Annotated in this window: 13 protein-coding genes; 6 read left to right on the top strand and 7 right to left on the bottom strand. The window is 72.0% G+C overall.

Going from position 1 to position 12,961, the window contains the following annotated elements:
* The first annotated feature begins 130 nt into the window (after positions 1–130).
* Positions 131–1,510 carry a cation:dicarboxylate symporter family transporter gene (locus H1226_RS07235; protein WP_258347990.1) on the top strand — a complete coding sequence of 460 codons (1,380 nt, stop codon included), beginning with the start codon at positions 131–133 and terminating at the stop codon, positions 1,508–1,510.
* Positions 1,511–1,559: 49 nt separating this feature from the next.
* A complete protein-coding gene (locus H1226_RS07230; RefSeq protein WP_258347989.1) occupies positions 1,560–2,483 on the top strand; it encodes an alpha/beta hydrolase family esterase in 924 nt (307 codons plus the stop codon).
* 239 nt (positions 2,484–2,722) lie between these two features.
* Here H1226_RS07230 and H1226_RS07225 read toward each other — a convergent pair whose 3' ends face one another.
* Genes H1226_RS07225 through hisD form a run of 4 tightly spaced genes read right to left on the bottom strand, consistent with a single transcriptional unit; the run spans position 2,723 to position 5,986 of the window.
* Positions 2,723–2,875 carry a hypothetical protein gene (locus tag H1226_RS07225; protein ID WP_258347988.1) on the bottom strand — a complete coding sequence of 51 codons (153 nt, stop codon included), beginning with the start codon at positions 2,873–2,875 and terminating at the stop codon, positions 2,723–2,725.
* Complete coding sequence (hisB, locus tag H1226_RS07220; RefSeq protein ID WP_224959578.1) at positions 2,876–3,508, bottom strand: imidazoleglycerol-phosphate dehydratase HisB; 633 nt, start codon at positions 3,506–3,508, stop codon at positions 2,876–2,878. It lies immediately after the preceding gene.
* Positions 3,505–4,635, bottom strand: a complete 1,131-nt coding sequence (locus tag H1226_RS07215; RefSeq protein ID WP_258347987.1) for a histidinol-phosphate transaminase — start codon at positions 4,633–4,635, stop codon at positions 3,505–3,507. The genes hisB and H1226_RS07215 overlap by 4 nt, the downstream gene beginning before the upstream one ends.
* A gap of 22 nt (positions 4,636–4,657) precedes the next feature.
* Positions 4,658–5,986: a histidinol dehydrogenase gene (hisD, locus tag H1226_RS07210; protein WP_225044388.1), complete on the bottom strand. Its 1,329-nt coding sequence runs from the start codon at positions 5,984–5,986 to the stop codon at positions 4,658–4,660.
* 197 nt (positions 5,987–6,183) lie between these two features.
* On the opposite strand from hisD, the gene H1226_RS07205 reads away from it, so the two are divergent.
* Positions 6,184–7,410: a M14 family metallopeptidase gene (locus H1226_RS07205; protein ID WP_258347986.1), complete on the top strand. Its 1,227-nt coding sequence runs from the start codon at positions 6,184–6,186 to the stop codon at positions 7,408–7,410.
* 15 nt (positions 7,411–7,425) lie between these two features.
* The gene (locus H1226_RS07200; RefSeq protein ID WP_258347985.1) at positions 7,426–8,367 is read left to right on the top strand and encodes an SAM-dependent methyltransferase; all 942 of its coding nucleotides are present in this window, start codon (positions 7,426–7,428) and stop codon (positions 8,365–8,367) included.
* A gap of 485 nt (positions 8,368–8,852) precedes the next feature.
* On the opposite strand, the gene H1226_RS07195 is transcribed toward H1226_RS07200, so the two are convergent.
* Positions 8,853–9,014, bottom strand: coding sequence for a hypothetical protein (locus tag H1226_RS07195; RefSeq protein ID WP_224959588.1), 162 nt, complete (start codon positions 9,012–9,014; stop codon positions 8,853–8,855).
* Between the two features lie 310 nt (positions 9,015–9,324).
* Complete coding sequence (locus H1226_RS07190; RefSeq protein ID WP_258347983.1) at positions 9,325–10,002, bottom strand: DUF2848 domain-containing protein; 678 nt, start codon at positions 10,000–10,002, stop codon at positions 9,325–9,327.
* Positions 10,003–10,101: 99 nt separating this feature from the next.
* Here H1226_RS07190 and H1226_RS07185 point away from each other — a divergent pair, with 99 nt between their 5' ends.
* Positions 10,102–11,400 (top strand): MFS transporter, encoded by a 1,299-nt coding sequence (locus tag H1226_RS07185; RefSeq protein ID WP_258347982.1) that lies wholly within the window; start codon positions 10,102–10,104, stop codon positions 11,398–11,400.
* Here the strand turns inward: H1226_RS07185 and H1226_RS07180 are convergent.
* A complete protein-coding gene (locus tag H1226_RS07180) occupies positions 11,372–11,998 on the bottom strand; it encodes a GntR family transcriptional regulator (protein WP_258347980.1) in 627 nt (208 codons plus the stop codon). The genes H1226_RS07185 and H1226_RS07180 overlap by 29 nt on opposite strands.
* A gap of 88 nt (positions 11,999–12,086) precedes the next feature.
* Here H1226_RS07180 and H1226_RS07175 point away from each other — a divergent pair, with 88 nt between their 5' ends.
* On the top strand, positions 12,087–12,878 hold the full coding sequence (locus H1226_RS07175) for a carbon-nitrogen hydrolase family protein (RefSeq protein WP_258347979.1): 792 nt from the start codon (positions 12,087–12,089) through the stop codon (positions 12,876–12,878).
* Positions 12,879–12,961: the final 83 nt, after the last annotated feature.

Genomic DNA, 12,961 nt, shown 5'->3' with positions numbered 1-12,961 from the left:
CAATGAACACAACCGTGACGGTCACCACCAGTGAGTCCGATAGTCTCCCCCGACATACTCGTGACCTGAGACACGACCGAATGAGTGAGCGCCGACCCGCGTGATCGGTACTTCCCGTAGGAGTTGACCCGTGGCAAGCAAAGACGCTGCACCCGAGGCCGCCGGTGCACCGCCGAAGAAGCGGGACCGCACCCACTTCCTGTACATCTTCGTCATCGTCGCGGTCCTGGCGGGCATCGCCGTCGGGTTCGCGTTCCCCGACTTCGCCACCGCACTGAAACCGCTGGGCACCGGGTTCGTCAACCTGATCAAGATGATGATCTCCCCGGTCATCTTCTGCACCATCGTGCTCGGCGTCGGCGGCGTGCGGCAGGCCGCGAAGGTCGGCAAGGTCGGCGGCCTGGCACTGGGCTACTTCCTCGTGATGTCGTTCGTCGCGCTCGTCGTCGGGCTGCTCGTCGGCAACGTGCTGCACCCGGGCGAGGGCCTGCAGCTCACCGACGAGCTGCGCGCCAGCGGCAGCGACCAGGCGCCGGGCGAGGCGGAGGGCCTGTCCGGGTTCCTCATGGGCATCATCCCGAACACCCTGGTCTCCGCCCTCACCGAAGGTGAAGTGCTGCAGACGCTGCTGGTGGCGCTGCTCGCCGGGTTCGCGCTGCAGGCACTGGGCGACAAGGGCACGCCGATCCTGCGCGGCATCGAGCACATCCAGCGGCTCGTGTTCAAGATCCTCGCGATGGTGATGTGGGTGGCCCCGATCGGCGCGTTCGGCGCGATCGCCGCCGTCGTCGGCGCCACCGGGGTCGACGCGCTCAAGGGCCTCGGCGTCATCATGGCCGGCTTCTACATCACCTGCTTGCTGTTCATCTTCCTGGTGCTGGGGCCGCTGCTGTGGGCGTTCGCGCGGGTCAGCGTGTTCAAGCTGCTCGGCTACCTAGGCCGGGAGTTCCTGCTGATCCTGTCGACGTCCTCGTCGGAGGCGGCGCTGCCGCGGCTGATCGCGAAGATGGAGCACCTCGGCGTCAGCAAGCCCGTCGTCGGCATCACCGTGCCCACCGGGTACTCGTTCAACCTGGACGGCACCGCGATCTACCTGACGATGGCCTCGCTGTTCATCGCCTCCGCGATGGGTGAACCGCTGGCGCTCGGCGAGCAGATCTCGCTGCTCGTCTTCATGATCATCGCGTCGAAGGGTGCCGCGGGCGTCAGCGGCGCCGGGCTCGCCACCCTCGCGGGCGGCCTCCAGTCGCACCGCCCCGAGCTCGTCGACGGCGTCGGCCTCATCGTCGGCATCGACCGGTTCATGTCCGAGGCCCGCGCGCTCACCAACTTCGCGGGCAACGCGATCGCCACGGTCATCATCGGCTCCTGGACCAAGGAGATCGACCGCGAGCAGATGCAGCGGGTCTTCGCCAAGGAGGACCCGTTCAACGAGCAGAGCTTCCTCGACGAGGAAGAATCCTCCGCGGCCGGCGGCGATTCCGGGAAGGAACCCGTCGCCGCGAAGTGAGGACCGCGCGGCCGCGCAGCGGCGGGCCGCGCCGAGACAGGAGTCGACGATGCACAGAGCAGTGCTGAGCCTGCTGATCGCCCTCGGCGCGGTCGCCGCCACCGGCGCACCCGCCCTCGCCGCGCCGGAGCGGCCCGCGCCGCGCGGCGGCTGCGGCACCACCCCCGATGTCGAACCGGGGACCACCGAGCACCGGGAACTCACCTCCGGCGGCCGCACCCGGGAGTTCCTGGTGCACGTCCCGGAGAACTACGACCCGGACCGCGCCACGCCGGTGGTGCTGTCCTTCCACGGCCACAACCGCACGGCCGAGTACCAGGAGCGGCTGTCCCGGTTCTCCGAGCTGGACACGATCGCCGTCTACCCGCAGGGCCTCGTCGGCACCGACGGCGGCACCGCGTGGCAGGGCGCCCCGTACTCGGCGGACGCCGACGACGTCCGGTTCACCGAGGACCTGCTCGACCGGGTCGAGGACGACTTCTGCGTGGACACCGACCGGGTGTACGCGGCCGGGAAGTCGAACGGCGGTGGCTTCACCAACGTGCTGGCCTGCCGCCTGGGTGACCGCATCGCCGCATTCGCCCCGGTGGCCGGGGCCTACTACCCGCAGGGCGGGAAGTGCTCGCCGTCCGAGCCGGTGCCGATGATCTCCTTCCACGGCACCGCCGACGACACGATCCCCTACGACGGGAACCCGGAGAAGGGCCTGCCCGCCATCCCCGACTGGCTCGACGGGTGGGCCGAGCGCGACGAGTGCTCGCCCGACCCGGTCACCGAGCACCCGCAGGACCTGGTCACCCAGCAGCGCTGGGAGGGCTGCGCCGACCGGGGCGCGCTGGTGCACTACCGCATCGACGAGCTGGGGCACGACTGGCCGAGCCGTTCGTCCAATCCGGACTCCGACGATCCGACCGTCATCGAAGCGACCCCGCTGATCTGGAAGTTCTTTCAGCAGCACCCGCTGAACGCCTGAACAAGAACCAGAACCCGGCGGCGGAGTCCGATGTCGTCCCGTCAGCGGCGAAACCGCTGAACCGCCGACCACCAGAGCAACAGAACCACCCGCGGGTTCTCAGCGGTTCCCTCGCGAGGACAGCGATTTCTCCTGTGGCGGAGGATCCCGCAGCGAGGGAACCGCTGAGGTTCCGCCACCCCACCCCCGAGCAAGCCGATGCGGCCACAGTCTTCGCCTGGTTGCTGTTCACGTCCCCGTCACAGCAACCAGGCGATCCCGCCCGCCGCCGCCAGCGCGGCCAGCACGCCGAGCACCACCGCCGCCAGGCGTGCGGTCTTCCAGGTCGCGGCGACGCCGCCGACGAGGAAACCCGCGACGGCCAGCAGCACGATCGGGCCGAGGGCCTGCATCTACAGCGCGCCCTTCGTGGAGGGCACGACGCCGGCGAACCGCGGATCGGGTTCCACCGCCGCGCGCAGCGCCCGGGCGATCGCCTTGTACTGGGCTTCGGCGATGTGGTGCGGGTCCCGCCCGTGGATCACCCGCACGTGCAGGTTGATCTGCGAGTGGAACGCCAGCGATTCGAACACGTGCCGGTTCAGCACGAACGGGTAGTTCCCGCCGATGGTGAAGCTGTTGTACTGCTCCGGTTCCCCGGTCAGCACGCAGTACGAGCGGCCGGAGACGTCCACCGCCGCGTGCGCGAGCGTCTCGTCCATCGGGATCCAGGCGTCGCCGAAGCGGCGGATGCCCTTCTTGTCGCCGAGCGCCTGGCGCAACGCCTGCCCGAGCACGATCGCGGTGTCCTCGACGGTGTGGTGGGCGTCGATGTCGATGTCACCGGACGCCTTCACCGTCAGGTCGAACGCGGCGTGCGTGCCGAGCGCGGTGAGCATGTGGTCGTAGAACGGCACCGTGGTGTCGATGTCGACCTGCCCGGTGCCGTCGAGGTCCAGCTCGACCAGCACGGAGGATTCCTTCGTGGTGCGTTCCACCTTGCCGGTGCGGGTGCCCGGCGCGAACGCCGCCTCGGTCGCCGTCATCGCGTGTTCTCCTCGTTCACCGCGTCCACCAGGCCCTTGCTCGCGGCCAGGAACGCGTCGTTCTCCTCGGGGGTGCCGATGGTGACCCGCAGGTGCCCTTCGATGCCGACGTCGCGGATCAGCACGCCCGCGTCCAGGTAGCGCTGCCACGCGGCGTGCGCGTCCGAGAACCGGCCGAACAGCACGAAGTTCGCGTCGCTGCGCACCGGGCCGAACCCGAGTTCGCGCAGCCGCGCGACGACGCGGTCGCGCTCGTCCGCCAGCGCCCGCACCGAACCGAGCGTCGCCTTCGCGTGCCGCAGCGCGGCGCGGGCGGCGGCCTGGGTCGGCGCCGAGAGGTGGTACGGCAGCCGCACCAGCAGCAACGCGTCGATCATCGCGGGCGCCGCCGCCAGGTAGCCGAGCCTGCCGCCGGCGAACGCGAACGCCTTGCTCATGGTCCGGCTGACGATGATCTTCGCCGGGTACTCGTCGATCAGCTCGATCGCGCTCGGTTCGGTGCAGAACTCGACGTAGGCCTCGTCGACCACCACGATCCCCGGGGCCGCGTCGAGCACCGCGCGCAGGTCCTGCTGCGGGACCACCTGGCCGGTCGGGTTGTTCGGGCTCGTCACGAACACCACGTCCGGACGCCGCTCGGCCACGATCGCGGCGGCCCGCGCCGCGTCCAGGCCGAAGTCGGCGCGGCGCGGTGCGGGCAACCAGTCGGTGCGGGTGCCCGCGGCCAGGATCGGGTGCATCGAGTACGACGGTTCGAAGCCGAGCGCGCTGCGCCCCGGCCCGCCGAACGCCTGCAGCACCTGCTGCAGCACCTCGTTGGAGCCGTTCGCGGCCCACACGTTGCGGTGCGAGACCGCGACGCCGGTGGCACCGCTGAGGTACGCGGCCAGGTCCTCCCGCAGCGCCACCGCGTCCCGATCCGGGTAGCGGTGCAGCGTCCCGGCCGCCTCCCGGACCGCTTCGGCCACGTCGGCCACCAGCTCGGGCGGCGGCGGGTACGGGTTCTCGTTGGTGTTCAGCCGCACCGGCACGTCCAGCTGCGGGGCGCCGTACGGGCTGCGGCCGCGCAGGTCATCGCGCAGCGGAAGGTCGGTCAGCGCCACGTCGGCGCCGAGCACGTCGCTCATGGTTCTCTCTTCGCGGTGTGGATCAGCGGTCGAGTCCGGACGGGAAGCGGGCCGTGACGGCCTGTCCGTGCGCGGGCAGGTCTTCGGCGTCGGCCAGGGCGACGACCTTGCCGGCGACCTCCCGCAGCGCCCGCTCGTCGTAGGAGATGACGTGGATGCCGCGCAGGAAGCTCTGCACGCTCAGCCCGGAGGAGTGCCGCGCGCAGCCGCCGGTGGGCAGCACGTGGTTCGAACCCGCGCAGTAGTCGCCGAGCGACACCGGAGCGTGCGGCCCGACGAAGATCGCGCCCGCGTTGCGCACCCGCGCGGCCACCGCCTCGGCGTCCGCGGTCTGGATCTCCAGGTGCTCGGCCGCGTAGGCGTCGACGACGGTGAGGCCTTCGTCGAGGGTGCCGACCAGCACGCAGCCGGACTGCTCACCGGTGAGCGCGGTGCGGATCCGCTCGGTGTGCTTGGTCAGCGGCACCTGGCGGTCCAGTTCCGCGTCCACCGCGTCGGCGAGCTCCGGCGAGGTCGTGACCAGCACGCTCGCCGCCAGCGTGTCGTGCTCGGCCTGGCTGATCAGGTCGGCGGCCACGTGCACCGGGTCGGCGGTGCCGTCGGCCAGCACCGCGATCTCGGTCGGCCCGGCTTCCGCGTCGATGCCGATGACGCTGCGCAGGTGCCGCTTCGCGGCGGTGACGTAGACGTTGCCGGGCCCGGTCACCAGGTCCGCGGGCAGCAGCTCGGCCCCGTCGGTGTCCCGCCCGCCGTAGGCGAGCAGCGCCACCGCCTGGGCACCACCGACCGCCCACACCTCGTCGACCTCCAGCAGCGCGGCCGCGGCGAGGATGGTGGGGTGCGGCAGCCCGCCGAACTCGGCCTGCGGCGGCGAGCACACCACCAGCGACTCCACCCCGGCGGCCTGCGCGGGCACCACGTTCATCACGACGCTCGACGGGTACACCGCGAGACCGCCCGGCGCGTACAGCCCGACGCGGGCGACCGGCACCCAGCGCTCGGTGACGGTGCCGCCCGGCACGACCTGGGTGGTGACGTCGGTGCGCCGCTGGTCGCCGTGCACGCGGCGCGCGCGGTCGATGGACTCCTGCAGCGCCTCGCGCACCGCCGGGTCGAGCCGCTCCAGCGCATCGGCCAGCTCGGCGGCGGGCACCCGCACCTGCTCGGGCCGCACGCCGTCGAACTTCTCGGCGTACTCCAGCACGGCGTCGACACCGCGCTCGCGGACCGCCTCGACCACCGGCCGAACCTGGTGCAGCACGTGCTCCACGTCCGTGTCGGCACGCGGCAGCGTGGCGCGCAGCTCGGCGGTGGACGGAACACGACCGCGCAGGTCGGTACGGGTGAGCATGGGCGTCCTCTCAGTGCGGGCGGATGTCGGCTACTAGCTCGGTCACCAGGGTAATCGCCCTGTTCGGCGACGTCCGACGCACGTCCGCGGACGAACGGTAAACGGTGATCCGCCGCTTCCGACGTAAGTGGGTTGCCAACCGTGCGTGACTCGGGGAGGCTCGCGTGATCACCATCCGTGATCGATCGGGAGGCCCGATGTCCAGCGCACGGCGCAGAGCAACGGCGGTGGCCGCCGCCGCATCCCTGGCCCTGCTCCTTCCCGTCCAGGCGAGCGTCGCCGCACCCGCTTCGGGCCCCGCATCCGCGGCCGCGGCGGCGAGCGGGGTGTACTCGGTACCGAACACCGACAGCCGGACCCGTACCGACATCAACGCCTCCGGCGCCCAGGTCCTCGGTGCGAAGGACGGCGTGGCGACGGTGGAGGCCACCGCGGCGCAGGCGGAACAGCTGCGCGCGCAGGGCTTCGAGCTGCGGCAGAAGGCGACGCCGCGGGACTTCCCGCCCGGCGACGAGGCGTACCACAACTACGACGAGATGGTCGCCGAGCTCGACGCGATCGTCGCGGACCACCCGGACATCGCCGCCAAGTCCAGCCTCGGCGAGAGCTTCGAGGGCCGGGACATCCCGCTGCTCAAGATCAGCGGCAACGTCGCGGAGGACGAGGACGAGCCGGAGGTCCTGTTCGACTGCAACCAGCACGCGCGCGAGCACCTCACCACCGAGATGTGCCTGCAGATCGCGAACCGGCTCACCGACGGCTACGCCGACGACCCCGCGGTCAAGGAGAACGTGGACAGCCGCGAGGTGTGGATCGTCCCGTCGGTGAACGTGGACGGTTCCACCTACGACGTGGAGTCCGGCGAGTACCAGGGCTGGCGGAAGAACCGGCAGGACAGCGGTACCGACCTGAACCGCAACTGGGGTTACCTGTGGGGCTGCTGCGGCGGTGCCAGCGACGACCCGCAGGACGAGACCTACCGCGGCACCGAGGCGTTCTCCGCGCCGGAGACGAAGGCGCTGGCCGATTTCATCGACTCCCGCGTGATCGGCGGTGAGCAGCAGATCAAGTCGGCGATCGACTTCCACACCTTCTCGGAGCTGGTGCTGTGGCCGTTCGGGCACACCCAGGACGACGTGACCGAGGGGATGACCCAGGAGGAGTTCGACCGGTTCGAGAAGGTCGGCACCGAGATGGCGGAGACCAACGGCTACACCCCGCAGCAGTCCAGCGACCTCTACACCACCGACGGCGACAGCCTCGACTGGATGTGGGGCAAGCACAAGATCCTCGCGTTCACCCTGGAGATGTACCCCTCCGACGGTGGCCTCGACGGGTTCTACCCGCCGGGTGACGTGATCGAGCGGGAGACCGCCCGCAACGACGGCGCCGTGGACATCGTGCTCCGCGAAGCCGGCGTCTGAGCCGCGGTTCGCACGGTGCTGGAGAGCCCGGATGCCCGTGGGGCGTCCGGGCTCTTCCCGTTCGAGGGGCCGAGCGGTACGCGCACGAGCACCGGCCCGGCCGGGAAGGAGTTCGCGATCACCGAGGACGAACGCGGCGGGGAGCTGGCCGACATCCACGGCGAGCTCGACCTGCATCGGCCGAACGCGGCACGCATGTACGACTACTTCCTCGGCGGGACGCAGAACTTCCCCGCCGACCGCGGGGCCGCCCGCAAGCAGCTGGAACTGCTCCCCGAGACCCGCGTCGGAGTCCTCGAGAACCGGTCCTTCCTGCGCCGGGTCGTGCGGTTCTGCGTGGAGCGCGGCATCCGCCAGTTCCTGGACTTGGGTTCCGGGATCCCGACGGTCGGCAACGTGCACGAGGTCGCGCACCAGGGGGATCCGGACGCGGTGATCGCCTACGTGGACCACGAGCCGGTGGCCGTCGCACACGCGCGTCGGCTGTTGCAGGCGGAGCCGCGGGTGAGCGTCACGCAGGCCGACCTGGCACACCCGGCGGACGTGCTCGCCGCCGCCGGGGTGCGGCGGCTGCTGGACCTGCGCGAGCCGGTGGCGGTGCTGGCGCTGTCGGTGCTGCACTTCATCCCGGACGAGTCCGGCCCGACCGGGGTGCTCGCGACCTACCGGGACGCCTGCGCCCCGGGCAGCGTGCTGGCGGTCAGCCACGCCTCCGGCGCGGGCTTGACCTCGACGCAGGTGGTGGAGGGGCTGCGCATCTACGACCGGACCCCGACCCCGCTGAGCCTGCGGCCCGCGGAGCAGGCCGGGGAGCTGATGGCCGGTTGGGCGCTGGTCCCGCCGGGAGTGGTGCCGGTGGTCGACTGGCGACCGGACGTCCCGGTGGGCGCGGAGGTCCGCGCCGCCGTCGGCAGCGGCTGGTCCGCGGTGGGCGTGCGACCGTCGGCACGGTCGTGATCCGGGCGGCGGGAGACCGCCGCTTCCGCTCATCCGGTCCGGTCCGGCGGGCGGCACGAGCCGCACGGCGCCACGTCGGCACGCCGTGCACCGGGGCATCGCGGTGTGGAGGGCGGCGGCCCGGAACGCGGCCGACAGCAGTGCGGCCGACACGAGCGCGGCGGATCTGAGCGCGGCGGACCGGCAGGCGGAACCGGACCCGCGGAGCCCGGGCAGCGCGGAAGAGCGCGGTGCGGGCCGGTGGCCGACCGCCGAGGGCGAGATCGTGGATTCCATGACACCCAGTGTTCCGATTCGAACACGGGTTCGTCATCACTTGATCGGGCTGCATCCAGTGGGAATCAGCCACGACCGCCAAGAATTCTCACGGCATCCGAGCATCGGAGGCGGCCTCCCGGCCCATCGAGACCGGCGGGCGGGTTCCGAGAACCGCGCCCACACCGGCTCCGACCATCCGGGCGCCCCCGAAACGCCCGGACGAACGATCAGGACAGCAGAAGCACGACGACACCCACGAGGATGCCGACCAGGACCACGACCGCGGCCGTGATCAGCACGGCCCGCAGCTGCGGCCGCTCCTCCTGGACCTCCGACTGCGCCCGCTCGCGCCACTGCATGAAAGTGGTGCCCTCGCCGCTGTCGCTCACGTCTGTCTCCCTCTTCGTGTGCTGCTCCTGGCACCGTTCACGACGGGGCGTCGTGAACTTGCAGGGAGTCACGATGCCACATCGGCCGGATCACATTCCGACCACGTGCCCGGTGGCGGCCCGGCTCCGCGGCACCTCGGGCTTCACCGGCCCCGGGCCGCCGCGGTGCCGCCGAGCATGACGGCGGACACCCCCGCAGGGCAAGCAGCCAGCGCACCCGGCGGGGCTCCCGCGGCGACCGGGCGGCGGCACCGGCCGGCCGGTCCGCGAGATCGGGCACGATCGTGCGACCGCGCTCGGGAGTGGCGCGCTAGGCGATCGGCTCCGGCAGCTGCCGGACGGTGTACTCGCAGGTCAGCACGTCACCGGTCGCCGGGTCCGCCAGTTCGACGCGCCACGGGTCCGCGAACTGGTCCACTTCGGCGTCCATCGGGATGGTGCCGGACAGCAGCACCGTGCCCTCCTCGGCCAGGCCGAGCCCGCGCAGCTCGTCCAGCCAGTACGCGGGCGTGAGCAGCTCGCCGAGCGAGCCGTGCTGGAGGCGCCGCCCGCCGACGTGCGCGCTGAGGGTCAGCGAGTCGATCCGGTCGGCGACGTCCACGAGCCGCCAGGCCCGGGACCCGAGCACGTCCGGCCCCGCCTGCTTGCTCCAGGCCACGCCGTGCACTTCGAGCGCCCGGTCGGTGTGGTCGCAGGCGGCGGTGAGCAGCACGTCCTCCTCGCGGGGACCGGCGATGACCAGCGCCCACTCCGCCTCGCCGGAGGTGCGGCCGTGCTGCGCGGGCACCTCGCCGGTCTGCATGGCGAGGTACGGCGCGACCGGGTAGAGGCAGGGCGTGCGGGTGGGCGCGGGCACGCCGAGCTCGGCGAGTTCGGCGACGTGCGCGGCCACGTCGTCCTGGCTGCGCCCGGCGTACCCGGCGTTGAGCAGGGTGCGCACCGGCACCTCGACGGACGTGCCTGCCACATCGAAACGAAGCGGAAACATCAGACCCTCCCGATCAGCATACGTCTTGTATACAGTTCGTATCACCGATTCGCCGGACGACACGACCGATGTGACGAACCCCCTCGACAAGGACCGCCGATGAGTCAAGCGCTCCCCGACGCACCCGCCCGCCCACCGCGCAAGGACCTGGCCAAGGCGTTCATCGCCGCGCTGTCCGGGACCTCCCTGGAGTGGTACGACTTCGCCGCCTACTCGGTGGCCTCCGCGCTGGTGTTCGGCGACCTGTTCTTCCCCAGCCACGACCCGCTGTCCGGCACGCTGCTGGCGTTCTCCACCTACGCCGTCGGGTACCTGTCCCGGCCGCTGGGCGGGTTCGTGTTCGGCAGGCTCGGCGACGTCCTCGGCCGCAAGCAGGTGCTGGTCACGACGCTGCTGCTCACCGGGATCGCGACCGTGCTCATCGGGTTGCTGCCCACGCACGGCCAGGTCGGTGCGTGGGGTGCCGTGCTGCTGGTGGTGCTGCGCTTCGCCCAGGGCGTCGGCATCGGCGGCGAGTGGGGCGGCGCCGTGCTGCTGTCCAGCGAGTTCGGCGACGACAAGCGGCGCGGATTCTGGGCCTCCGCCGCCCAGGTCGGACCGCCCGCGGGCAACCTGCTGGCCAACGGGGTGCTGGCGGTGCTGGCCGCCACCCTCACCTCGGAGCAGTTCCTGTCCTGGGGCTGGCGGGTCGCGTTCCTGCTCTCCGCGGTGCTGGTGGTCTTCGGCCTGTGGATCCGGGTGAAGCTGGAGGAGACGCCGGTGTTCCGCGAGCTGCAGCGCTCCGGCGACCAGGCCTCGGCGCCGCTGCGCGAGGTGTTCACCGAGGAACCGCGAGCGCTGATCTCCGCGATCCTGTCCCGGGTCGGCCCGGACGTGCTCTACGCGCTGTTCACCGTGTTCGTGCTGACCTACGTGACGAAGGAGCTCGGGCTCCCGCAGAGCTGGGCGGTCACCGGCGTGATGCTCGGGTCGACCTGCCAGCTGGCGCTGATCCCGGCCGCGGGGTGGCTGTCGGACCACTGGGGCAGGCGGCGGGTGTACGCGATCGGCGCGATCGGCGGCGCGGTGTGGCCGTTCGCCTTCTTCCCGCTGATCGGCGGCGGTTCGGCGCCGCTGCTGGTGCTGGGCGTGGTCGTCGGCCTGCTGTGGCACTCGCTGATGTACGGGCCGCAGGCGGCGTTCGTGTCGGAGCAGTTCAGCACCCGGCTGCGCTACACCGGCTGCTCGCTGGCGTACACGCTGGCCGGGGTGATCGGCGGTGCGCTGGCGCCGCTGCTGTTCACCTCGTTGTTCGCGTACTTCGACAGCTGGGTCGCGCCCGCCTGCTACCTGTTCGCGACCTGCGCGGTGACCTTGCTCGGGTTGGCGATCAGCCCGCGAGCAGCACGTGCTGCGTAGCGTCCAGGTGCGCGGTGATCGCGGCGTGCGCGGCCGCGGTGTCGCCGTCGGCGAGCGCGGCGAGGATCGCGTCGTGCTCGTCGACGACGGCCTCGCGCCGGTTCCGCGCGGAGAACAGCGCCACGATGCCCGCGCGGACCTGGCGGGCGCGCAGCCCGTCGTAGTTCTTGGTGAGCATCTCGTTGCCGACGGCCCGCACCAGCGCGGCGTGGAAGCGGTGGTCGAGGTCGATGAAGGCCCTGGCGTCCTCGGCGGCGCGCAGCTCGCGCTGCCGGTCGAGTTCGCCGCTCATCTCCTGGACCGGGGCGGTGCCGAGTTCGAGGGTGCGCTGCGCGGCGTAGCGCTCCATCATCCCGCGCAGTTCGAACAGCTCGCGGATCTCCCGCCCGGCGACGGGCGCGATGTAGGCGCCGCGCTTGGGGACCAGCTGCACGAGCTCCTCGGCGGCGAGCAGCAGCAGGGCCTCCCGGATCGGGGTGCGGGAGACGCCGATGGCGTCGGCGAGGGACTGCTCGTTGACGAAGCTGCCCTGCATCGCGGGGTCGCTGAGCACGGTGTCCTTGAGGTGGTCGTAGGCGAGCTGGCGGCCCGAGGTCACGGCGGCTCCTTGCGCGGCGGGACGATGCCGTCCCAGTCTTGCATATCCTTGGTATACAACCAGGCAGAGGCGAAGAGAGGCGGAACCCATGCGCGTCGCGCTGTGCCAGATCGTGTCCACCCCTGATCCGGCGGCGAACCTGGAGCTGGTCGCCGACGGCGTCCGCCGGGCGGCGGAGGCGGGCGCGGAGCTCGCGGTCTTCCCGGAGGCCACCATGGCCTGCTTCGGCATCCCGCTGGGGCCGATCGCGGAGCCGTTGGACGGCCCGTGGGCCACCGAGGTGCGCCGGCTGGCCGCGGACGCCGGCCTCGTCGTGGTCGCGGGCATGTTCACCCCGGCCGACGACGGGCGGGTGGCGAACACCTTGCTGGTCACCGGGCCGGGCGTGGACGCGCACTACGACAAGATCCACCTCTACGACGCGTTCGGCTTCGCCGAGTCGCGCACGGTCGCGCCCGGCGCGGAGCCGCTGGTGGTCGACATCGGCGGCACCGGTGTGGGTGTGACGACCTGCTACGACGTGCGCTTCCCCGGGCTGTACGCGGCGCTGGCCGACCGGGGTGCCTCGGTGATCGTCACCGCGGCCTCCTGGGGCGCCGGCGAGGGCAAGCGCGAGCAGTGGGAGCTGCTGGTGCGGGCCCGCGCGCTGGACAGCACCTCCTGGGTGGTGGCGTGCGGCCAGGGCGATCCGCGCACCGCGGGGGTCGAGCCCAGCGGCAAGGCGCCGACCGGCATCGGGTTCAGCACCGTGGCCACGCCGGTCGGGACGGTGCACGCGCAGCTCGGCGACGCCCCGGACGTGCTGGTCGCCGAATTGGACCCGGCCGCGGTCGAGCAGGCGCGGGCCAGCATCCCGGTGCTGGCGAACCGGCGGTTCTGACCGGCTCGGGCCGCACCGGCGGTGCTGACCGGTTGCAGGCCGCACCGGCGGTGCTGATCGGCCGCGGGGCGGCCCGGCGGTGC

The organism is Saccharopolyspora gregorii, from assembly GCF_024734405.1.
Taxonomy (GTDB): domain Bacteria; phylum Actinomycetota; class Actinomycetes; order Mycobacteriales; family Pseudonocardiaceae; genus Saccharopolyspora_C; species Saccharopolyspora_C gregorii.
The sequence above is the reverse complement of the archived record's forward strand: the minus strand, read 5'-3'. Positions and strand labels throughout refer to the sequence as shown.